Consider the following 20,825-nt stretch of genomic DNA (forward strand, 5'->3'; position numbering starts at 1 on the left):
GGATACGGCGCCCCTCATTCGAGCGCCGGAGGGACTTGAACCCTCCTGACTCATGCGCTGCCCAGCGCACACTATGCGGACATCCGACTTCTCGTCGACGGTGACGCTGGGCTTACGGCATTCAGCCTTCCCCAGCCCACCCGAAGGTTGTCCCCCCTCGGGCGACGACGAGATCTCCCAGTTCCTGTGCGAAGGATTTCCCCGCATGCTCAGGGTCTCCGACCGCGTGGAGCCGTCGGGTGGCTTGCGATACATGCCACCCAACGTGTTGCCTTCCGCATTGCATAACTGCGTCGGCGCTCCAGACTTCCGATTTCGCGGCTCAATGGCTGGCCTGCGGCTTCCCCTGTCAACGCTTCGAAGTCGCCCTCACGGACGCCACCGCATGACTCGGGGTCAGGGTGGGTCGCTACTCCTTTCCTGTATTGAACTTTCATCGACTATCCTTCGCCAGTTTCACTGGCACACTACGCATCCGACGAGGCCGTCTTGCGTGACGAGTGGTAATTCGCGAAGCGTGTGACCTTAAGTCTAGCTTTAAGGTCATCAGGCGATGCGGGTCGAGGTTTTGGGCGGGCTGGAGCGACGGCGGCGCTGGTCGCAGGACGACAAGGCGCGGATTGTCGAGGAGACATTGGCGCCGGGCGCGAAGGTGACTGAGGTTGCGCGTCGCAACGGAGTAGCGGCCAGCCTGTGTTTACCTGGCGTCGACAAGCACGGACATCGGAACAAGTTGTACCATCTTTTACGCCGGTGCAGATCGCCGCCGTAGCGGCATCGGCTGAGGAAACTCCGAAGCTTTTGCCTACGGTTGATGGCCGAGTTCGCTCCGTGGCAGCCGCGCGTACTGGATTGATAGAGATCGATCTCGGCAACCGACGGTGCATCCGGGTGGATGCGCACGTCGATCCGGAGGCGTTGGCGCGGGTCCTCGATGTGCTTGGACGCCGATGATTGCGATACCGGGGAATGTGCGAGTGTGGCTCGCGACAGGCTACACGGATATGCGCAGGGGCTTTCCGTCGCTGGCACTCCAAGTGCAGGAGGTGCTGCACAAAGACCCGCTCAGCGGTCATCTGTTCGTCTTCCGCGGTCGCCGCAGCGATCTTGTGAAGGCGATCTGGCACGATGGCCAGGGAGCCTGCCTGTTCACAAAAAGACTCGAGAGAGGAAAGTTCATCTGGCCATCGGTTACCGGAGAATCGGTAACGATCTCGCCGGCGCAGTTGAGCTATCTGCTGTCCGGGATCGATTGGCGTAACCCTCAAGAAACCCATCGGCCGACGCGGGTCGGATAGCCGCTTTTACGGTTTGAATCTGCTGCTTGATCTGATTCAATGGCTTCATGATATCGAAGCCGGACGATCTTCCATCGGACCTCGTCAGTGCCCTGGCGGCGCTGCAGGCCGAGCGTGAGGCACGGCTGCGAGCTGAGGCGGTGGCTGCCAACTGGCCGGCGCAAGCCGCGAATGCGCAGGCGCAACTGTCGGATACCGCGGCGCTAATCGCGCATCTCGAGTTGCGCATCGAGACGCTGAAACGCGAACTGTACGGGCAACGCTCCGAACGCACGGCACGGCTGCTCGAGCAGCTGGAGCTGGAAGAGCTCGTCACCACAGCGAGCGAGGATGAGCTTGCCGCGCAGGCCGCAGCGGCGAAGACCCAGAACGTCCGCCCCTTCATGCGCAAGCGGCCGGTGCGCAAGCCGTGGCCGGACGACATCGAACGCGAGCGCGTCATGCTGTCCGCGCTTGCCGAAGAGATAGCCTTTGTAGGGCGGGATGAGGTTGGCATGCAGGATAGCCTTCATGCGTCCTTTAATCCGGATGATCTGCGCCCAGACGCCAGCGCGCTCGGCCATCTGGCGCCGGAGGCTGTAGGTGTCCTCGTCAGCAACCCAGACCTCCGGCAAGAAGCCGGCAGCATGCAACTTTGCCAGGGTCCCAGCATCGACCTTGTCCGTTTTGACTCGCGCATAGGCGGTCGCCCGACCGAGCCTCGGATTGGCGACCGCGACGCGCTTAACGTGCGGGCGCAGAAGACGTTCGACCGCCGCGCTGTTGCCAGTCACCTCGATGACCACCTCATCCTCGAGGCTGAGTGTCTTGGCGAAGGCGACGAGCCGATCGCGGACGAGCTCTACGCGGAGCTGTCGGATTATTGTTCCGTCCTCCAGGATCGCCACCTGGGCGAACGATCGGTGGATGTCCATGCCAACGATTTGCATGCTTGGTTCTCCTTTATCTCAGGAGCCAGTGGCTTGCACGACATCTACCGATCCGCGCTCGCAGCGCAGCCGGGCAAGTCGTGGGGGGCGGCCAAGTAACAAAGCGAGCTCACAGCTCATGGTCATGGCGGCCTGCCACCGTTTCGTGCTCCAGCGCCCCTATCCCGGCTTCGACAGACTAATCCGGACGACCAGTCCTCTCCACCGGGTTTGAGCGCTAAAAACATCATGCCCTTTAACAATTGCGCTGAGCGCGCATTGAGAGGCATCGCCTTGGGAAGGCGCAACTGGACCTTCGCTGGTAGCCAGCGTGGCGCCGACCGTGCCGCCATCATGCTGACGATGATCACGACCTGTCGCCTCAACGACGTCGATCCCAAGGCCTGGCTCGCCGAGGTCCTCGCCCGGATCGCCGATCTTCCCGCGTCGCGCCTGCACGAACTGCTGCCCTGGGAATGGAAGCTCTTGCGCCAGGCCGATAAGCCTGCCGGTCAGCAGGCCGCCTGACCATCACCCAACCGATCATAGAGCTCACTGTGCCCGCGCGCATGCGTCAATCAGGCGGTCTTCGTCGTATGCGTACTTGGGCGCTACGCAGCGGTTGAAGAACCCGGTGCGGCGTGCTGATCGATACCGTCACCGGCGCAGGTGTGATCTCGACAGGAACAAGAGCCGGCACGGTATCCCTGCTCAGCCGGCCTTCGCGCGTCTGACGCCACGTGAATCGCAGACATCGCGTTGCGCCCCGCCGTTACCGACACCAATCGTGGCCCGCGATAACTCTCGGGCAATCCGCTGCTTCTCTTTGAATGCCCAATGGCGCCGAGCGCCCTTCGACAACTTCCAGCCGAGAGACCCTCGGCATGGGCGTATGGTCTCGCAAGACCGTATGTCGCCTCCGCCAATGAGGTGGTGGCCCTACACTGCGCGTCTGAGGGTTGCTCGGGCGAACCGAGCCGATCCTCAGCACGATAGGCGAGCCGTGGCAGATTATACGGAAGCACTGTCGGAATCGACGTAGCCAGGCTGAGAAAACGCATCGCGATTGTGGAGGCCGGCGGGAGGGAACGGTTCGCTTCTTCGGCGAGGTCGACGCTTCGGCAACCAACATGCGTCCCATCATAGCGCGGATCGTCAACCAATTTGACCGCGTGCATTTCTGCTACGAAGGAGGTCCGACCGGCTATGGCCTTTATAGTCTGATTCGATCGCTCGGCAACGTATGCACGGTGGTGGCGCCATTTGATTCCAAGGAGGCCGGGCGACCGGGTGAAGACAAATCGCCGCGACGCCGTTTCTCTCGCCCGGCTGCTACGCGCCGGCTAGGCGCAGACATAGAAGCTCACATCGCCTCACAAACTCAGCAGCCGCCAGACGGGTCTCCTTGCCGCTTACGTTCACTTGAGACGAGCTAGATGAATTAACATAAAATGCCAGCTCTCGTTCCCGAGTCGTCGAGACGGAGCCAACCGCGTCAATGCTGACCCGTTGCTACTAGACGTTGGCCCCCGCGTCTGCTCGAAGCGGATGCGGAAGCGCTGACTGGTGGGAAGTTGGGAAACTAATCGTGCACATCGATGCAGATTTTGAGCCGGAACGTACCAAGCGGACTTATGACAGCAATCTTGCCCGGGGGCCATTGGATGAGCGAGGCGAAAGTCCGACATACCGATCAACTGGCGTCGATTACCCTTGAAGATGAAGGCGCAGCTTGCGAGGCCTCAACATCGAAAGCTGCATTCAAGTGGGCACCGGAACCGAATACGGCTAGGTGGTGTGGACTTTAAGGATTCCCTTTTGAGAGCAATTCAGATTCAAGGCTTCTTTTGGCAGGCGGCCTTGGGGGGTGATGGCGTTTGGTGTTGAGCGACGCGGCCCGGGAGCGCATGGCGCCGCTCGTTATAGGCCGGCCTGACCAGAAAGGTTCGACCGGACGCGACAACCGGATGTTCGTGGAGGGTGAGCTGTGGATCCTACGCACGGGCCTGGCGTGATCTTCCGGAGGCGTTTGGAGATTGGAACAGCGTGTTTCTGCGCTTTGGTCGATGGAGCATCAAGGGTGTGTGGTGGCGGATCTTCGAAGCGATGTCCGACGATCCGGATTTCGAGTATCTGATCGTCGATTCCACCATCGTCCGGGCGCATCAGCACGCCGCCGGGGCGAAAAAGGGAGGTCTGAAGTTCAAGCCATCGGGCGCTCCCGCGGTGGCTTGAGCACCAAGATACATATGGCCGTTCGCGGTTTGGGATGTCCGGTGCGGTTCACGCTCACCGCGGGCAAGAACGGCGATGCACCACAAGCCGCCACATCGATCGAGGGATTGCCCGCCGAGGCCGTCATGGCCGATACGGCCTATGACGCGGATCACTTGCGCCAGGCCATCGCAGCCAAGGGCGCGCTCGCCGTCATCTCCAACAACCCGTCGCGCGCCCTCACCTCGACAAACATCTCTGTGCCCAGCACCATCTCGTCGAATGCCGCTTCAGTAAGCTCAAGCAGTTCCGTCGCGTCACAACCCGCTTCGAAAAAACCGCCCGAAACTACCGAGCCGTCGTCACTCTCGCTGCCATCGTCCTATGGATGCGATAACTGACCACGCTCACCTAGCGCTCAAGTGAGCTGGACATTTATCCACAAATGACAGTCATTAGGATAGAAAAGGCTGTCGAAGGTGGCGATCGCTCACTTGCAGTTTTTCGTCCACAGTAGGCCCTCGCACCATATCTGTTCAACGCGTCCCCAACGACAAGCCGAGGCAACGTCCGGAAAAAAACCACGACCGTGGAGGTTCGCACTCGTGTTACAAAGCAGGGGAATTCCCGTGAGTTGTTCGTATTCGACAAGGAGCTCGGCGACTTTGTGCTTAGAGTTTCTGGAGATGGTCTGCAATCGCGCCGTTCCGTCGAGATGTACAACGGCGGGGATTTTATTCTGCCATTCCGCACGTGTCTGGTGATCGAACAGCATGTAGGGATCCGCCGTTCCAGGGCTGAAAATATCCGGCGCACGATCCTCTAGGCATATGGGCGCCACTGGTCGAAAGTTTTCGCGAAGTTTGATGGCGTTGAGATGATCCTTCATTCCCGCCGATGTCGCGGCTGCGAGAATACTTCTCCCACCCAAAGCCCGTGGTCCGAGCTCTGCGCGGCCGGTGAGAAAAACCACGGGCCTGTTGCTCGCGAGAATCGCGGCAAGTTCACGCGTGCTGCATGGCACAGCCTCCCATTCAGACGGTACGTCACTGTTTTTTAGGGTTGGGCCACTATAGACCGACCATTCTAGCGGAACGAAACCTTTCTCCGCCGCCAGCATAGAACAAGCGGCCCCGACTGCCGAGCCACTATCATTAGGAAAGGGCGGCACCCAGACTGCATCGAACAAGCCGGACGCCCGTAGTGCACTGTTCCACTTGATGTTGAGGCCGCCGCCGCCCGCTATACACAAATTCCGCGGTTCCCGAACACCTGAATGCCCCCGCACAGCCATCTCCATTCCGCTGACGAGGAGGCGTTCGAGGAAAGCATGGAATGAGGCGAGCACATCCTCAGGCGCCTTGGTTTTCAATCGCAGCTCACTGGCATCGAAGAATTCGTGCACAATCTCAAGCAGAGCGTCGGAGTTATTCATGCTGTTAATGTCTGCCCGATAACGACGAGCAAGCTCGGTATCCGCCGCAAATCGTCCCTCGTACAGTTCACGAAATACTGCCACGATGGCTTCATCAACAGACCCGAGCGCGATATAGGCCATCAATTTTCCCGCAAGACCTAGGTCTTGCCGCCAGATGCGGTCCGGCTGCCTATATGGCCCGAAGTGACGGCCCGCCGCACCATAAGCATACACAGTTATCGGGAACAGACATTCGAGGAAGCGGACGTCGTGGCGCTCCACATAGTAGAGACGCGGAAAGGTGCCACCATCCCACACCAGGCAAAATGCCGGCTGTTCGGCTCTCGCGAATGGGCTGGTACAGTATGCCGAGGCCACATGGCTCGCAATGTGCGGATAGCTTCTATAAGGGAAGATCTTTCCGTCGAGCATTAGGCCGACGCCGTTGCGCGAAGTGAGAAGGCTATCACCATGGCATTCAAGGTATGGAGCCCCTTTGAGAACGACAGATTCCGTACCACTGAGAACCCTGAACCGAGGCTCTATCCCCCCGAACCATCCGTCTATAACGAACTGATCAACGTCCTCAGGATCGAGACCGTGCTCAGCCAAAGCGGTCACAATTGCATCGAGATTCTCGATGACTTGATACCGACGACCATTGCCCCGCTTCTCCTGCTCGGTGCAAAAAACCAGCCGTCCATCATCGATGAGAGCGGTCGCTCCGTCGTGAGTCAGTTTAATTCCGCAAATGCGCATAGTTCCTCCACATCTAAATCCAAGTCCAATCGCTGTTCGGATGATAATCTGCTTCTCTTCCCACCAATGCATTTGGCAGTCCACGTGAAGGCTGGCCGCCGACTTTATTTGGCTTGGCAGATCGAAATTCGACCGTCTCCCATTACTATCGTGCAGGATTTAGGCCAGTCTAAGCCGGAGGAGCGCGCCGAATGTTCCGTCCGCAGCCAGCATGGTGACTTCCAGACATTGGGCGCGTTTGTTTTGGGACAGAAGTCGCGAAGCGTGCCGCTAGCCCCACCGAGCATCAGGCGGCATATGGAGGTTGCCCTGCCACAGCCGCATCCGATCCGCTAGCGTCGCCACATCCGAGCGGCCAGCTCAAGGGCGAACAACTTATGGAAGCTGGCGCCAGCTCCTACGAGGGTAATGAACCTTCCGAAGCTAATTTGTGCCTTTGAGCCGCCGCCTCGTGTTTGATAGGCGACAGCAGCTTGCGCTGGAAAGTGACGCCATTGCCGCGAGAGGCCCAAGCCGACACGCGGTTCGCGCCTATGATCAGAACCGTGGGGCTACCCTATTGCCTCAGTACACCGCGCGCCCCGTCTCCAGTCCTCCTGCGAACTTGAGCAGCAATCAAACTGGACAAAATGATCTCGGCCACTCAGTCGTAGTATACGTAGAGGCGAGTCTCGACACTCTCTCGGGGCTTGGCATTAGGGTACAAGCGACGATTGTCAAACGCCGAGTGAGTTGACCTCGGCTTGTAATGCGTGTCGGAATCATAGCCCTTAAACAGAACGAACTCGTCCTGGGTCATTTCAGGGAAGTAGTACCAACGGTGAGAAGGCCTGTAGTATGGGATCCAAACGCTGATAATTTCGCCTAATTTGGTCAGTGGCGTCACGACAAGATCAGTCTCTGGGACGGATGAGCCATCGCAGAACGCAAGAGGGAGATCCTGCGGAGGCGGCGAGAGAGCACACCAAGTTTGAATGATCATCAATCGGGAATACCACCGAATCTCACTGCCCTGCAGTTGGCTGTCACGCGCGGCAATCTGGGGGCCGGCGATTGGCGCGTAATCACAATGGGCATATCCAACCCCGAAGTTTCTGACTGAATGTTTGCCGGCTTCGCCGGCGTCCTCACCGATCTCCACGCCTGCGCCTCGGCCCTCAACTTCTGGACGACGAAAGAGGTCTCCACCGATAGAACGAAGAGCGACGCCGCCAAGATCTGCAGTCGTGACCCGCGACGCACTGAAGTAGTCCTTAATGAATGGAACCATTTCATCCAGATACTCCTTTTGGAAGGCCTCTGGATCACGCTCGTTTGCACAAGACAATCTGTGCTGGATGAGAGCGAAGCCTTCCTTGTCGAGCGATAGCTCGTCCACGATCGGACGCGCGTTGCGAATAGTAACGTCGTGGTCGACAAAGCTAAAGTTGTCGTATCCCCTTGGTGTAACAGCTGCTGGACGCTCGTCGGGTGTACGTCGAGCAAAGCCAATTTGACCTACCACACTCTCCAGATCATCACGGTTTACTCGTGCTGCCGATGAGGACCTCTTAGCATTTCCCATAGTATCCTCCTAACCTGTTTCTGCTAGCGCTTTGTATGGAAGTAATCGGGGATCGAAGTCCAAGGATCACGAAAACCGATCCGTTGCACGACACCTGTCTTTCAGCCTGCAGTCACTTACCCGAAAGTCGGGAACAACGAACCTGCTAAGACTAATAGTATTCCGTAAGTCAGAGCTAGCGACGGCCTCAACCCCAATGTTTTCATGAAGCTTTGTGGCATCGCGCTGTCGCAAGGATTACCGCGCAGGCCCAAACCTACGAACCCGCGGCTAAGCAAGGCCTAGGGATACGTCGACGCCGCAAATTGCGAGCCACGATCGCATCCGGGCGACGGCTTGCGCCTTTTGGCCTTCGGTGCGGCCAGCGTCAAGCGTACATCGATCGAGATCGCATCGCCGGCATGGAGAAGTGCTTCAGACCTCGCTCTATCGAGCTCCGGCGTCTAAAACCTCCAAAATTCACGATTTTAGCAATTAGTGCCCATGTAAAGTGAGAGTGACCTTCCGCGTGCGCTCGGAATTGGTAGGAAGACTCTCTTCCCTCTTGCTGTATTCTTCAGGAACGATCGGTCACGATAGAACGCGGCTGCCGAAGCGCCTTCATCATCTGATAGGGAGACAAGCAAACATGGGAAATACGAAACAAGCCTCACCGACTGCACAAGAAAGCCGCGATTGCTTGGAGGGCGTCAAAGGTCAAATTCATTTTGCTCGACGCACATCCGACGAAAAAGCTCCCGAGGTTTCAGTATCGGCTCTGTTTCCCAAGATGCTGTTTGGTCACATAGGCGAACCGCCGCCTATGCTAACCTACGACGTCATCATTCGTAACGCGCGTCCTATCGTGAACGAATTCACGCTTGACCGGGAAGGCTTCACTCTAATTCGGCACAAGCCATTCTGCGCAAACGAGTGTGATCCAGAGATTATGCGCGATAAGTACCTGGAAGAGATGGTTCCATTTATCAGAAACTACTTCCACGCGTCGTGGGTCATTGCCCGCCGGGGATCCGTCATCGCTCGTGCTGCCGGCGGGAGCTCGATTTCCGGAGTAAAGGATCCCGTTGCATTGGCTCATATTGATTACGTGCCAATAGATGGTCCTGTGCTTGCCGCGATTACGAGCCAATTAGAGGGAGTTCCAATTCGATCGTATTCTCGATTGATGGTAATTCAAGCTTGGCATGCGCTCTCTCCACCCCCGCAGGATTTCCCCCTAGCATTCTGCGACGGTGCCTCCTTTCACGATGCCGATATTGACGCCGTAGACTATGCCGCTCTCGGCACCACGATTAAATTCGGCTTTGTGCACTTCAATCCGACTCAGCGTTGGTACTATTTTCCGGCAATGACCGCGGACGAGCTCATTCTGTTTAAGAGCTATGATTCCGAGGTTCATTGCAATCCGAAGACGGCTCACTCGGCGTTCGACAATCGTCCTGCGTGTCCCAATGCAACGCCTCGTGAGAGTCTTGAGTGTCGCTTCTTCGTGTACTACGCGTGAGTGGCCCAGATGCGTTTCACTCATTCGGTTCGTCCGCGAACAGAACGGCATTCTTGGCGGGTTATTCATAAGCCGCGCAAGCTTTCAAATGCGTGCTTCGAGAATGCCACCAACCGGAAGTGTGGCGCGGGCGCCTTCTTTCGTTTGCCGTTCCCAGACAAGGGCCTCTCGGAGCGGCACGACATGCCTGAGTTCGCGCTCTGTCAAACTCTTCACCTTGCCATCAGGCTTCCTGCTCAGAGGATCGCTCATCGCGCTTATAAGCCGACGATGCAATTCCATGTCAATATGGCGGGCCGTGAGTGCCACCGCTATCGAGCCTCGCAGCGACTTGTGGACTAGCGCCGCCGCGATGACTACAGCGCCCGCATCTTGGAAATTTCGCGTCTTTGCTCGTAGGCCTGACGAGATCTCACTCTCTCATAGCAACACTCCGTCAACGAGTGGGCTCGAACACAGGCGCTTCAAGTTGTTTTGGAGACCGATGCTACCGCTGCGGCGTAGGCAGGGCTTGGAAGTTCCTCCACTTGCACTGTCCTACCGGCATTGAGGTTGCCTTCATCGCCGCCGCCCGGTGCATAGTAACCCCGATAACCTTTCACGACGCCGCATGGCTGCGGCTATGTCAGCCGCGAACGGTGGCGTCTACCACCACCGGTACAAACGGCGGATCGTTAGCCATCGGCGTAGGCAACTTGCGTGCTTACCGACGCCAGGTGAACACTTGTTGTGGGGGCAGCCCGTGTCGCCGGGCAATCTCGGAAACGACCGCGCCTGGTGGCCCAGCCGACTTCGTCCTGCTCGTTACAGCTAGCGATATGGAAGATTATGAGTGCTTTACCCGTCGCCTTGCACACGAAAGTTCGGAGATAAAGCGCTTCGAAACGATGGTCACTTTGAATCGAGCCAGAGCAGGATTTAACGTGCAATGGATTCGATCGCTGGTGATGATTCCTGACAGAGCACCTCTTGCTTTGGCATTCCAGGGCCAAGCGCTTCGGCTGCGCGGCCGCTTCGACCGCTAGGCGCACGCCGCGACCAAAATTGCCAAACGCCTCTGCTACTGTCTGAGTAGTCGCAGGTCAAGAGGGTGCGAGTCAGATTCCTTGCGTGCGCATGAGCAAGGGATTTCGCCCTTGAGGCGCAGCTTCTGCCGCCGAGCGTGCAGGACTATGTACCGAAGGACCACCTGTCGCGCTGATTGTATAGCTGGCGCGAGAGAGCCTCGACCTATCTGCGATCACCGCCAGCTACCGGAGCGGGTTTGGACAGCCGCCGTCGGCGCTACTTTCTGCACCGTTATGCGAGCGTATCTACTCGTCGCGCCGGATCGCGAAGGCAGCCGTGGAGTGGGTGGACGTTCTGGTGATTGTAGCGGGCGACCCGCCGGCTGCCGATTCCGAGATCACCGCGCGCACCGAGCACGAGGAGGGTTATCATGCGTCAGGTGCCAAGATTGTGAGGTTGAGCCTTGAGGCTGAGTTCTAGACGCGCGTGGTTGGCGGGCGCGTCGACATTGGGTCGACGACGGTGCGTGACACGCTGAAGCGGTTTGCGCGCGCGGTTCTGACACGCGCGCGGTTCTGACATGGCAGGCACCGGAAGCGGTAGCGACGCCGAGCTGGAGCAACTGCTCTAAGGGGGTACCAAGCGTGAAGCTTGGTCGCCACAAGGTGGCAAGGCCTGGCTGGTCCGTTTTTGCCCGCGAGCTCAAGCGTGGCGACTGGCTCCACATTATCCCGACACTAGGATCGCCGGCATCCTCAATCGCCAAGGCCGTACAAGGGCCACAGGACTGTCGCTTACGGCAAATCGTGTGTCGAGCCTGCGGACGCGCTGGGAGATCCCTGCTTAGAGCCGAAACAGCAAGTGCAGAACGGCGAGTGCATGACGATCGAGAGAGCAGCATATGCTCTCGGGATCGCACCCTATACTTTGCATCGCTGCCTCAACGACGGCTTCATTGCCGGAGAGCAGATCACACCTGGCGCGCCGTAGCGCATCCGTATCAATGACGAGTTGCGGTCGCGCTTTGTGGAGAGCGCGCTCGAAGGTTACGGGAAGGCGTTCAAGGCCATGAACTACTCGGCGTCTCGCGGCAAACCATCTTGCAACGTGTAAAGCGCGACGAGCTTGAGGCCGTTTACGTCTATCGCGGACGGGCAAAAGGCATACGAATTCAATACCTGCAGTTGCTCCGGACCTCTTCGGCCCTCTCAAAAAAACGAAGGTGTAGTATGACGCAACATCCAAGCAGTTTCGGATGTCGGCGTCCAGTATCCAGTTCACTTTGCTCAATTTAACCGCCGTCGAAAACATGCGGTCCTCGTCTGGGCTGAAGACGAAGTCGCGCTCGTAGATTGCGTTGAGCACCAAGACGGTTGCGCCCTGAACGATCTTGTCTTCCAAGGCGGCGATCGCCAGCGGTCGCTGCTTTCCATCCGCCTTCGGGATGTACGTCCGGCGAGACGGTTGCGGCCGATAGGCTCCCCGATGGACTCGTCCGTGCAGATCCTTAAGCCTGAGTTCGAGGTCCGACTCGTAATCCTGCCATGTCATGCCACGCCTGGGCGGCTTTACGCTTGAGCGCGTAGAACGCCGTCCGGAGTATATCGACGTTGATGTCGTGGAGAAGCGCGGTGAACTGCCCCTTCCTTTGCCTTGCGGCTTTAGGCCTATGGCCGATCCAAAGACCTCCCGGTTCCCGCCCAAAGAGCGTCCGTACATGCCAGGGTCTCAGACCACGCCGGGTCCGGCAGGCGCTCGCAGTAACGCACCTGTCGGCCTTGTCTTCCGTGGAAGTAAACAACGTCGGGATCCAGGTTGATAACCGTTCGCGGCTCAATGGCGGGCCTATACGCTCCCCTACCGGCGCTTCGCCGACGCCCTCGCGAGCGCCTGTGCACGGATCGGGGGCGACGTGGATTGCTAACCCTTCATCGCAGTGGACTTTCAGCACATACTTCTTGCCGGTCTCCCAGCGCACTACTCACGTTACGGCCCGCTGGATCGCTCGGCCGTCCAACGGCGCCCTTTGTCACCGATCCGTCAGTTGCCCTCCGAACCGCTCTTCAGCTACCAAGTCAATCGACAACTCTCTGGGTGGACGCTTCCTCCACTGTTGGTAAGCACCTTCGGAGCGCACCCCACTTTCCGGCATAGCTCGAAAGTCGCGAAAATCGGTTCAAAATTGTGAAAGTCCTACAAGCTTTGGCTGCATTTTTGGAAGCTCACGCGCGGGGCTTTATGATCGATAATCTATGACGAGCCGCGACGAGAATACGACGATTGACGGGCGCATAGCGGAGTCAATCGGCAAGCGAATTATCAGTGCCGCGCTGCAGCCAGGTGCCCGGCTCAGGCAGGATGATGTGCCGCGGTAACTCAATTCAAGCCACGTTTCGTGCGTGAGGCGTTTCGGCAACTGGAACCCCAACATCTTGTCGTAGCTGCGCCCCGTCGCGGTGCGCGCGTTCCCCGCTCGATAGCAATTTAGCGAGGGAAACCGCCGAAATGCGGCGCAGCGCGCGTGGCGTTGGCCATGCAGCTCCAAAGCTCACATCGGCCCATTTGGCACGGATTGAGCTCGCCATTATCGAGGGAGACAAGGCACAGACGCTTCAGGATTTGAAATGGCCCAACCGCGCGTTCCATCGCGCCCTGGTGGCGCCTTACGCAATGCCGCGCCTGCTCGCTAGCCTCGATGGCTTACAACTCGCAAATTCTCGATTGGTGTTCGCGATGGCGCGCAGTCCCGGCTGGCGACCACGATCCAACCAGGACCACCGCCTGATTCAGCAAGCACTGCACTCACGTAACGTCGATCAAGCCTGTACGCTGCCTAGCGCGCCACATTCGAACAATTGAGCTGCTGGCCGTTTCTGCTCCTTTGACGAAGAAGGGGATCTGGCGAGCTTCGTCGTAAGCCGCGGGCCATTGCACGAGCGAAGTCTCAGCTTGATCGCCACCGCCCAGGTCATTGCCCCTGGCCCCTGTACTCCAACGGAAGCAGGAAGATCGACCACCGTCATTGGCCGCGGGCTTGAGGAGGTACGAGAGCAGTTGCGGAACGAGGGCCTGATCCACACCGCGTTTATACCCCAGATCTGGCGGCCTAATTATTCTAATCAAGATCAGGGAGGCAACGCAGTCCTCGTTTCTGCGATGTAACATGTGATTGCAGAGCTGTATGAACTTAACAACAGCCATTTGCCTCCGAAGGAATGTGCGCGTGCAACGATTTGTTGCAAGAACCTGGGCTGCCTCCGGGTCGCACTGATCCCCCGCTGAGTGGCCTTTGATCGCTGTACGTCGCTTCAGCGCAGCGGCAGTGGTTTTGCGACACTGAAGCCTATACTTATGCATTATTGAAATGAATGCTTGATGAGCGCCAAGAGGCTCTGGGAAAAGCGCTTTTGACGAATTCAAGGCAGCCTGATGCTTGCCCCGGCGCGCTCCGGACGCGGCCGCTGGGCATGCAGACGCGCCAGCTTCAGAACGCGCTCTCGCACCTGTCCTTGTACAGGTCCGCTGCGTCCGCTGTTTGCGCTGACATGTATCAGCATCTGCTCGCTCGTCGCTGCCGGACCATCATCGCCTTCACGCATCACCCTATTGAATAGATGAAGTCGCTTGTCGTCGGCGTGGAGAACCTGCGTAATCACCTGGACGCGATCGCCGGCGCGCAGTTCCCGAAGGTGGGTCAGATGTGTTTCAACCGAGAAATAGCTGCCGCTGCTTGCCCGATACGCAGCGTCGATGCCGATGTAGTTGAGCACGTTTTCTGTCGCATCGCTGCAGAGCTGTTGGTAGCATCTCTCGGTGACGTGACCATTGTAGTCGAGCCAGCTGGACGGAATCACTAGCGTTGGCAGCCGCAGCGGGTCAGAACCCTTGGCAGGCTGCGGAACGCGCTCGCGCAACCCTCGTTCCCAGCGGGCCAGCGCCGAGCCCGCGCCGTGCTCTTCTGAACGAAGCCCCCGCAGCACGGCGACAAGGCAGTCGTCGCGCTTTCGCTCAAGCTCTGAAAAAGTGACGTTCTCGGCTTCCATCTGAGCGTCTAACTGCTGGCCGAGCTTGTCCAGGTAGGTGTCTGTGAGTTCGGGCACCTCGGTGAGCTTCGTCCACGGCTTCTTCAGCTCAGGCCCCATCCGCACCATCGCACGACGCCCATTCGCCTCATTGACGGCCATACGGTAGGTCTGCAGCGGTCCCATGATCGGACGGCGCAGCCCAAAGGAATAACGGACTGCATCATCCACCTCCTGCGCAGTGGCGACATCGTCATGGACCAGCCACATCGCCTCGCGCCACGCCGCCTCCTGCACCCGGCTCGTGATGAATCCATCTATCTCTTTGCGCACCAAAACCGGGTGCATCCCCACAGAACGGTAGATCTCTGCCGCTCTCGCCGATGCCTCGGGCGCTGTGTGCTGTCCAGCGCACAGCTCAGCTAGCGGCACCAGGTACACTGGGTTGAATGGGTGCGCGACGAGAAAGCGCTCAGGATGTTTCATCCCTATCTGGAGCAACGAGGGCAGCAACGCTGAAGTCGAGGAGCAGATCAAGGTCTCGGGTGCTGCCGCCCGGCTCGCCTCTGAGAGGAGTTGTTGTTTGAGCTCGAGACGCTCCGGAGCAGACTCCTGCACAAGCTCGACCCCATCCACTGCTTCTGCGATCGACCCCACTACCGTCAATGTCCCTTCGGGAGGGAGTGGGACCATCGTCAGCTGCCCAAAAGCCCGACGCGCGTTGGCCAGAATGTTGCGGACACTTTCAAGCGCACCAGGTGCCGGATCATACAGCCGCACCTCCACGCCGTTGAGGATAAATCGTGCGGCCCAACCGCCGCCAATGATCCCCCCCCCCAACAACCCGATCGCCCGCGGCCGCCTCTCAGCTACGCACTGTTTGGTTTCAGACATAAACTTTAGCCTCAAGCATGAACGTTAAAAGCGCGAGCTTTTCGCGCACCTCCGGGCTCATCACCCGCACCCTCTACTTCTCAAGAAAGCCTATCGTTCGCCGGAGGAGCTCGGCGTTGCTGCCTGCCGATTGCGAAGCCGATACAGGTTGTCCTGCACCCCGCCGACGGTTGGCACCGATCAACGGCGCCAACTCAGGGCTCACCCAGGTCTGTCACGATGACTTTGTCAAGCCGCCACGCCGGTCCAGTTACGAGCGCGACGCCCTCAAGCGACTGTCCAACCGCAGGATAATCCGTCGGTGAATTGCTGGTCATAAAAGGCACTCTCAATGATAAGCCTTGAGCGCGAGCTTTTCCCGCACCTCATCCGGGCCCATCACGCGCACCCCAATCCTCTCGAGAATTCCCACTGCCCGCTGAACGAGTTCGGCATTGGTCGCCAGCCGACCTCGCGACAGGTAAAGGTTGTCCTCCAACCCCACCCGCACATTGGCGCCGACGATCGGCGCCAATGCTACATACGGCATCTGCATCGGCCCAATCGAAAACGCCGAATAGATAGCCCGCGGCGGTAGCTGGTGCACCAAGGCCATCAGCGTCGTCGCATCGTCTGGCGCGCCGTACCGAATCCCCATGCACAGTTGAATCAATGGCGGATCGTCGATGAGCCCTTCCTTGATTAAATCGTGGACCTGCACCAAATGACCAGTATCGAAGACCTCGAGTTCAGGACGCACCCCCAGCTCTTGGATTCGCGCACAAAGGGCGCTTAGCATCCCCGGCGTGTTGGCCATGATAAATTCGTTACGGCCGAAGTTCATCGAACCACAATCCACAGTACAAATCTCGGGGCGCAAGTCTTCAACATGCGCCAGTCGCTCCATTGCGCCCGGCATGTCCGTCCGAGGCGAAAGCGACAGAGGAGATTCGGGGCCGCCCAACACGAGGTCACTGCCCGTGCCGGCGGTCAAGTTGAGGACAGGGTTCACGTCTGATTTGCGGATTCGCTGCACCACTTCCCGAAAGAGTGCCGGATCTCGCGAACTCATCCCGGTCTCAGGATCCCGCACGTGTATGTGCACCACCGCCGCTCCCTCTCGAGCAGCATCGATCGCAGCCTCAGCGATCTGCGCCGGGGTTTTCGGCACGTTCGGCTGCTTCGCGGGCGCGCCTCCCGTGACTGCACAGGTGATGAACACTTCGGAAATCATCTTCTTTTCCCTTCGCTGCGCCACGCCCGCCAGTGCGACCGAGAGCTCCTGGCCGCCCGAAGGACTATACCGGCACAGAACTGCAAATTTGCGCAATTATAGCGGAACTCGCGCGGGATTGCTGCATATGACCCGAGGGAATAAACTTTCCAAGCGATCGCAGCTCGGTCCTGTCCGCCCCTGGTCAGGCCCGACACCTCGGGTCAGAGAGCGCACAAGAGAGAGAGAGAGAGAGAGAGAGAGAGAGAGAGAGAGAGAGAGTGTGTGTGTGTGTGGCGGTCGAGACCGAGGACTCGCCGTCGGCCTTCAGCCGTGGTCCGAGATGGTTGCCTCAATTGGTAGATATAACCGCTCATCCGGCTCCTGAATTTCGATCCGACAGGAAGGCTGATCGCGCAACTGACCCAGGTGTGACGCGTGCCGAGCCGCCAGTTGCGTATGTCGACCCTGCAAACATCGTCAGACCGTCCTCGTGATGAAGGCATGCTCGATGCCTTTGCAGCGGCCGGCCATGGCGGCTTGGACGTGACCAGTACCGCCGTTTAGCACAATCTGCACCGCAATTGGCATTGTGATCCGCCGATTGCAGTAGATGGCGTTATCGAGCTGATCAAATCCTATCGCCTACATCGAATGATCGTACGCTAGCGACTGCTTACCGCCCAAAAAACAGGACGCTAGCGCAGCGGCGTTCTACGAAAAAGTGTAACCGAACGCCGGATTTATGCGGCAGCGCACGGCTCATTGCATGTAACGAGTATTGAAACAACGCTACAATCGGTGCAGCCCGCGAATTACCAATGGAGCGTCTGTGGACTTCACCATCTCGGCAAAGCAGAAGGAATGGCTCGAGCGCGTGCACTCCTTCATGATCAGCCACATCCGCCCCGCCGTCCCCATCTACAAGCAGCAGGACGCCGAAGGCGACCGCTGGAAGGTGATCCTGATCGTGGAAGGCCTCAAGAAGAGGGCGCGCGCCGAGGGCTTGTGGAACATGTTCCTGCCGCCGTCCTCGCACGAGGATGATGAATTCCACGGGGCCGGATTGAGCAACCTGGAATATGCGCCGCTTGCAGAAGCGACGGGCCGCGTAGGGTGGGCCTCGGAAGTATTCAACTGCTCAGCGCCCGATACCGGAAATATGGAAGTCTTGATCCGGTACGGGACCAAGAAGCAGAAGCGGCAGTGGCTGAAGCCCTTGATGGACGGCGAGATGCGCTCCGCCTTCTTGATGACAGAGCCTGGGGTCGCCTCCTCTGATGCTACAAATATCGAGACTCGCATCGAGCGCGACGGCGATGATTACGTCAGCAATGGCCGCAAATGGTGGTCGTCTGGCGTGGGCGATCCCCGCTGCAAAATCGCAATCGTGATGGGCAAAACCGATTTCACCGCGCCGCGGCACAAGCAGCAGTCGCAGATATTAATACCTCTCGAAGCGCCCGGCCTTAAAATCGAAAGAATGCTGCCCGTGTTCGGCTATGACGACGCGCCGCACGGTCATGGGCAGGTTCTGCTCGAGAATGTCAGGGTGCCGGCGGGCAATCTGTTGCTTGGCGAGGGCGGAGGCTTTGAAATTGCGAAGGGTCGGCTTGGTCCCGGCCGCATTCATCACTGCATGCGCACTATCGGCAAAGCCGAAGAGGCGTTGGAGAAAATGGTCAAGCGGCTCGACGCGCGCGTCGTTTTCGGCAAGAAGATCCTTAAACACTCCGTGTGGGAGCAGCGCGTTGCAGAAGCTCGTATCGACATCGAGATGAACAGGCTCTTGTGCCTCAAGGCCGCCGACATGATGGATAAGGTGGCCAACAAGATTGCGCAGCTTGAGATCGCGATGATCAAGGTCGCCGCGCCCCGGATGGCACTGAGGATCATCGACCAGGCGATCCAGGTCTTCGGCGGCGCAGGCGTTTCTGACGAGGCGGGCTTGGCGCGCAATTACGCCTCCATGCGCACGATGCGTCTGGCGCCCATTACGAGACTTGAGCTTCGGAAGTATGCGAACGCTTCGACGAATTTGCCAAGGTACAGTCGCGGAGCGCCCCACACAGCATCAGTCTGGGGTAATGCGCGGCGTCGACCCGGAATCCCGAGATTTCAGGTCTGGTCCTTTCGGACCCCGCTGAATGACGGTAAAGTAATAGGGTATCCTGGTGGCCGACGGTATCAAGAAGGACGAAGAATTTTCGGGGACGAAGCCCGTCGAGGAGCGGCATCGCTTCAATGAGGCCAATCTTGATGCCTGGATGCGCGAGCATGTTGAAGGCTATGCCGCCCCTCTGACGGTTCTGCAGTTCAAGGGCGGTCAGTCCAATCCGACCTATCGGCTCGATACGCCCGGCCGCTCCTACGTGATGCGTCGAAAGCCGTTCGGCAAATTGTTACCCTCTGCGCATGCCGTCGATCGCGAGTTCCGCGTCATTTCTGCGCTTGGCGAACAGGGCTTTCCGGTTGCGAGGGCTTATGCGCTTTGCACCGACGACGCCGTCATTGGCGCGGCCTTCTATATCATGTCGATGGAGCGGGGGCGGGTTTTTTGGAATCCAGCGCTGCCTGCCCTGCCGGCGGAGATGCGGCCGAAGATCTTCAGGAGCAAGATCGAGACGCTCGTGAAGCTCCACATGTATGATCCAGAAAAGATTGGTCTCGCCGATTTCGGCAAGCCAGGTAATTATTTCGCGCGCCAGGTCGACCGCTGGACCAAGCAGTATCGGGCCTCCGAGACGCAATACATTCCGGAGGTCGAAAAGTTGATCGAATGGCTTCCGAAGACTCTGCCCGAACAAAAGCGCATCTCAATCGTGCACGGCGACTTCCGGCTGGACAACATGATCTTCCACGTCAGTGAGCCGCAGGTGATCGCGGTGCTCGATTGGGAGTTGTCGACACTCGGCGATCCCATGGCTGATTTTACCTATTTGTTGATGCAGTGGACGATGCCGGGCCTACACGGCGCCGATCTTAAGTCGCAGAACATCCCCAGCATGGAAGAGGCCGCCCAGCTCTATAGCAATCTTACCGGCACGGAGTTGCCGGACCTGAACTGGTATTTTGCCTATAATCTCTTTCGATTGGTGGGCATCACCCAGGGTATTGCCGGTCGCGTCCGCGACGGTACCGCGGCGAGTGCCAAGGCGCTCGAATCCGCCAAACGCACTGCGCCACTCGCGAAAGCGTCGTGGGCCCACGCGCAGAAGGTGGGGGCAATGTAGCGAGAGCTCGGGTTGACATTGGCTCAAGCCATCCCGGCGGCAAGGCCGCCCCCGACCGACAAGGACGAGCATCCTCTAGCCGAGACGACACCGGAAGTTCTCGCCAAGCTCCAGCCGGCCGGCACCGGGCCCGACGCCCATGATACGCGAGGACACGCCGGCGCAGACAAACCCGAAAATGCATGCGCAGCGTCAGACCGTGCTTCTTCACCGCGGCTTCCGAAGCAGGATCATCGCGGCAGCGCCGTCTTGACGCCGGATGCATTGCATGTCGGCATCGGTGGTTGCGCCTCCGCAAACCTGCCTCCCACCGCTATGCCGTGGCGGTTTTCAATACGAGCACGGCATAGGCAGCGACGCCGAGCCGGTAACCTATCGCTCGTCTTGTAAAGCTGCGCCCCGGTCAGCAGCCGTACTCTCGTAAATCTCGCTCGACTGCTCCAGGCTATGCAGGTTCGGGCGGCATTGCGGCCGGGTCCTTCCCGCTGAAGTTGCACAAGCGGTCCGCAGGCACTGCCATGCCGATCGCGACCTCGCCCAAAGTGCTTTGATGGGCACAATGATCTGCCGATTTCGCGGAGGCGTCCATGCAGACATGCCCCTCATGCGTTGCGGATGCCGCGCAGGCGTTCCGAACGGCGCCGCAGCAGCTCGATGGTGGTCAGCATGGTAATGGAGAACAGGATGAGCACGGTCGCAGCAGCAGTTATAGTCGGGTTAATCTCCTCGCGGATACCGGAAAACAGGACCTTCGGCAAGGTGCGCTGCTCCGCGCTAGTTACGAAAAGCGCGACCACCGTCTCGTCGAAGGA

At 58.8% G+C, this 20,825-nt stretch carries 11 protein-coding genes and 8 pseudogenes; 10 read left to right on the forward strand and 9 right to left on the reverse strand.

Going from position 1 to position 20,825, the window contains the following annotated elements:
* Positions 1 to 553: 553 nt before the first annotated feature.
* The 3 genes and pseudogenes from Q2M23_RS44265 to Q2M23_RS40860 all read left to right on the forward strand — a co-directional run.
* Complete coding sequence (locus Q2M23_RS44265) at positions 554 to 772, forward strand: transposase (RefSeq protein WP_410469828.1); 219 nt, start codon at positions 554 to 556, stop codon at positions 770 to 772.
* A gap of 178 nt (positions 773 to 950) precedes the next feature.
* Positions 951 to 1,298, forward strand: coding sequence for an IS66 family insertion sequence element accessory protein TnpB (tnpB, locus tag Q2M23_RS40855; protein ID WP_092084175.1), 348 nt, complete (start codon positions 951 to 953; stop codon positions 1,296 to 1,298).
* Positions 1,299 to 1,345: 47 nt separating this feature from the next.
* Positions 1,346 to 1,750: pseudogene (locus tag Q2M23_RS40860) on the forward strand (transposase domain-containing protein); the annotation flags it as partial.
* Positions 1,751 to 1,852: 102 nt separating this feature from the next.
* On the opposite strand, the pseudogene Q2M23_RS44270 reads toward Q2M23_RS40860, so the two are convergent.
* Positions 1,853 to 2,227: pseudogene (locus Q2M23_RS44270) on the reverse strand (IS110 family transposase); the annotation flags it as partial.
* A gap of 210 nt (positions 2,228 to 2,437) precedes the next feature.
* Between Q2M23_RS44270 and Q2M23_RS40865 the strand changes: the two are divergent.
* From Q2M23_RS40865 to Q2M23_RS40875, 3 genes and pseudogenes are all read left to right on the forward strand, one after another.
* On the forward strand, positions 2,438 to 2,734 hold the full coding sequence (locus tag Q2M23_RS40865) for a transposase domain-containing protein (protein WP_410469829.1): 297 nt from the start codon (positions 2,438 to 2,440) through the stop codon (positions 2,732 to 2,734).
* A 504-nt stretch (positions 2,735 to 3,238) separates the two neighbouring features.
* Positions 3,239 to 3,550 (forward strand): annotated as a pseudogene (locus Q2M23_RS40870) (IS110 family transposase); the annotation flags it as partial.
* 563 nt (positions 3,551 to 4,113) lie between these two features.
* Positions 4,114 to 4,817 (forward strand): annotated as a pseudogene (locus Q2M23_RS40875) (IS5 family transposase).
* Positions 4,818 to 4,910: 93 nt separating this feature from the next.
* Here Q2M23_RS40875 and nodU read toward each other — a convergent pair.
* Positions 4,911 to 6,596 carry a nodulation protein NodU gene (nodU, locus tag Q2M23_RS40880; RefSeq protein WP_410469830.1) on the reverse strand — a complete coding sequence of 562 codons (1,686 nt, stop codon included), beginning with the start codon at positions 6,594 to 6,596 and terminating at the stop codon, positions 4,911 to 4,913.
* A gap of 643 nt (positions 6,597 to 7,239) precedes the next feature.
* Complete coding sequence (locus Q2M23_RS40885; RefSeq protein WP_316399102.1) at positions 7,240 to 8,160, reverse strand: CmcJ/NvfI family oxidoreductase; 921 nt, start codon at positions 8,158 to 8,160, stop codon at positions 7,240 to 7,242.
* Between the two features lie 628 nt (positions 8,161 to 8,788).
* Here Q2M23_RS40885 and Q2M23_RS40890 point away from each other — a divergent pair.
* Complete coding sequence (locus Q2M23_RS40890; protein WP_316399103.1) at positions 8,789 to 9,664, forward strand: CmcJ/NvfI family oxidoreductase; 876 nt, start codon at positions 8,789 to 8,791, stop codon at positions 9,662 to 9,664.
* Between the two features lie 703 nt (positions 9,665 to 10,367).
* Here Q2M23_RS40890 and Q2M23_RS44275 read toward each other — a convergent pair.
* Together Q2M23_RS44275 and Q2M23_RS40895 are read right to left on the reverse strand one after the other, a co-directional pair.
* Positions 10,368 to 10,484, reverse strand: a complete 117-nt coding sequence (locus tag Q2M23_RS44275) for a transposase (RefSeq protein ID WP_410469831.1) — start codon at positions 10,482 to 10,484, stop codon at positions 10,368 to 10,370.
* A gap of 1,031 nt (positions 10,485 to 11,515) precedes the next feature.
* Positions 11,516 to 12,223: a hypothetical protein gene (locus Q2M23_RS40895; protein WP_316399104.1), complete on the reverse strand. Its 708-nt coding sequence runs from the start codon at positions 12,221 to 12,223 to the stop codon at positions 11,516 to 11,518.
* A 701-nt stretch (positions 12,224 to 12,924) separates the two neighbouring features.
* Between Q2M23_RS40895 and Q2M23_RS40900 the strand changes: the two are divergent.
* Positions 12,925 to 13,589, forward strand: a pseudogene (locus Q2M23_RS40900) (GntR family transcriptional regulator).
* Positions 13,590 to 14,088: 499 nt separating this feature from the next.
* On the opposite strand, the gene Q2M23_RS40905 reads toward Q2M23_RS40900, so the two are convergent.
* Entirely contained in the window at positions 14,089 to 15,588 is a 1,500-nt protein-coding gene (locus Q2M23_RS40905) for a 3-hydroxyacyl-CoA dehydrogenase NAD-binding domain-containing protein (protein ID WP_316399105.1), read from the reverse strand.
* Between the two features lie 328 nt (positions 15,589 to 15,916).
* Complete coding sequence (locus Q2M23_RS40910; RefSeq protein ID WP_316399106.1) at positions 15,917 to 16,801, reverse strand: 3-keto-5-aminohexanoate cleavage protein; 885 nt, start codon at positions 16,799 to 16,801, stop codon at positions 15,917 to 15,919.
* An 811-nt stretch (positions 16,802 to 17,612) separates the two neighbouring features.
* Here Q2M23_RS40910 and Q2M23_RS40915 point away from each other — a divergent pair.
* Both Q2M23_RS40915 and Q2M23_RS40920 read left to right on the forward strand, forming a co-directional pair.
* Positions 17,613 to 18,812 (forward strand): annotated as a pseudogene (locus Q2M23_RS40915) (acyl-CoA dehydrogenase family protein); the annotation flags it as partial.
* Positions 18,813 to 18,954: 142 nt separating this feature from the next.
* A complete protein-coding gene (locus Q2M23_RS40920; protein ID WP_316399107.1) occupies positions 18,955 to 20,013 on the forward strand; it encodes a phosphotransferase family protein in 1,059 nt (352 codons plus the stop codon).
* 126 nt (positions 20,014 to 20,139) lie between these two features.
* Here the strand turns inward: Q2M23_RS40920 and Q2M23_RS44280 are convergent.
* Positions 20,140 to 20,279, reverse strand: a pseudogene (locus Q2M23_RS44280) (3-oxoadipyl-CoA thiolase); the annotation flags it as partial.
* Between the two features lie 336 nt (positions 20,280 to 20,615).
* Positions 20,616 to 20,825: pseudogene (locus Q2M23_RS40925) on the reverse strand (ABC transporter permease); the annotation flags it as partial.

Source organism: Bradyrhizobium sp. 33ap4 (genome assembly GCF_032654765.1).
GTDB lineage: Bacteria > Pseudomonadota > Alphaproteobacteria > Rhizobiales > Xanthobacteraceae > Bradyrhizobium > Bradyrhizobium australafricanum.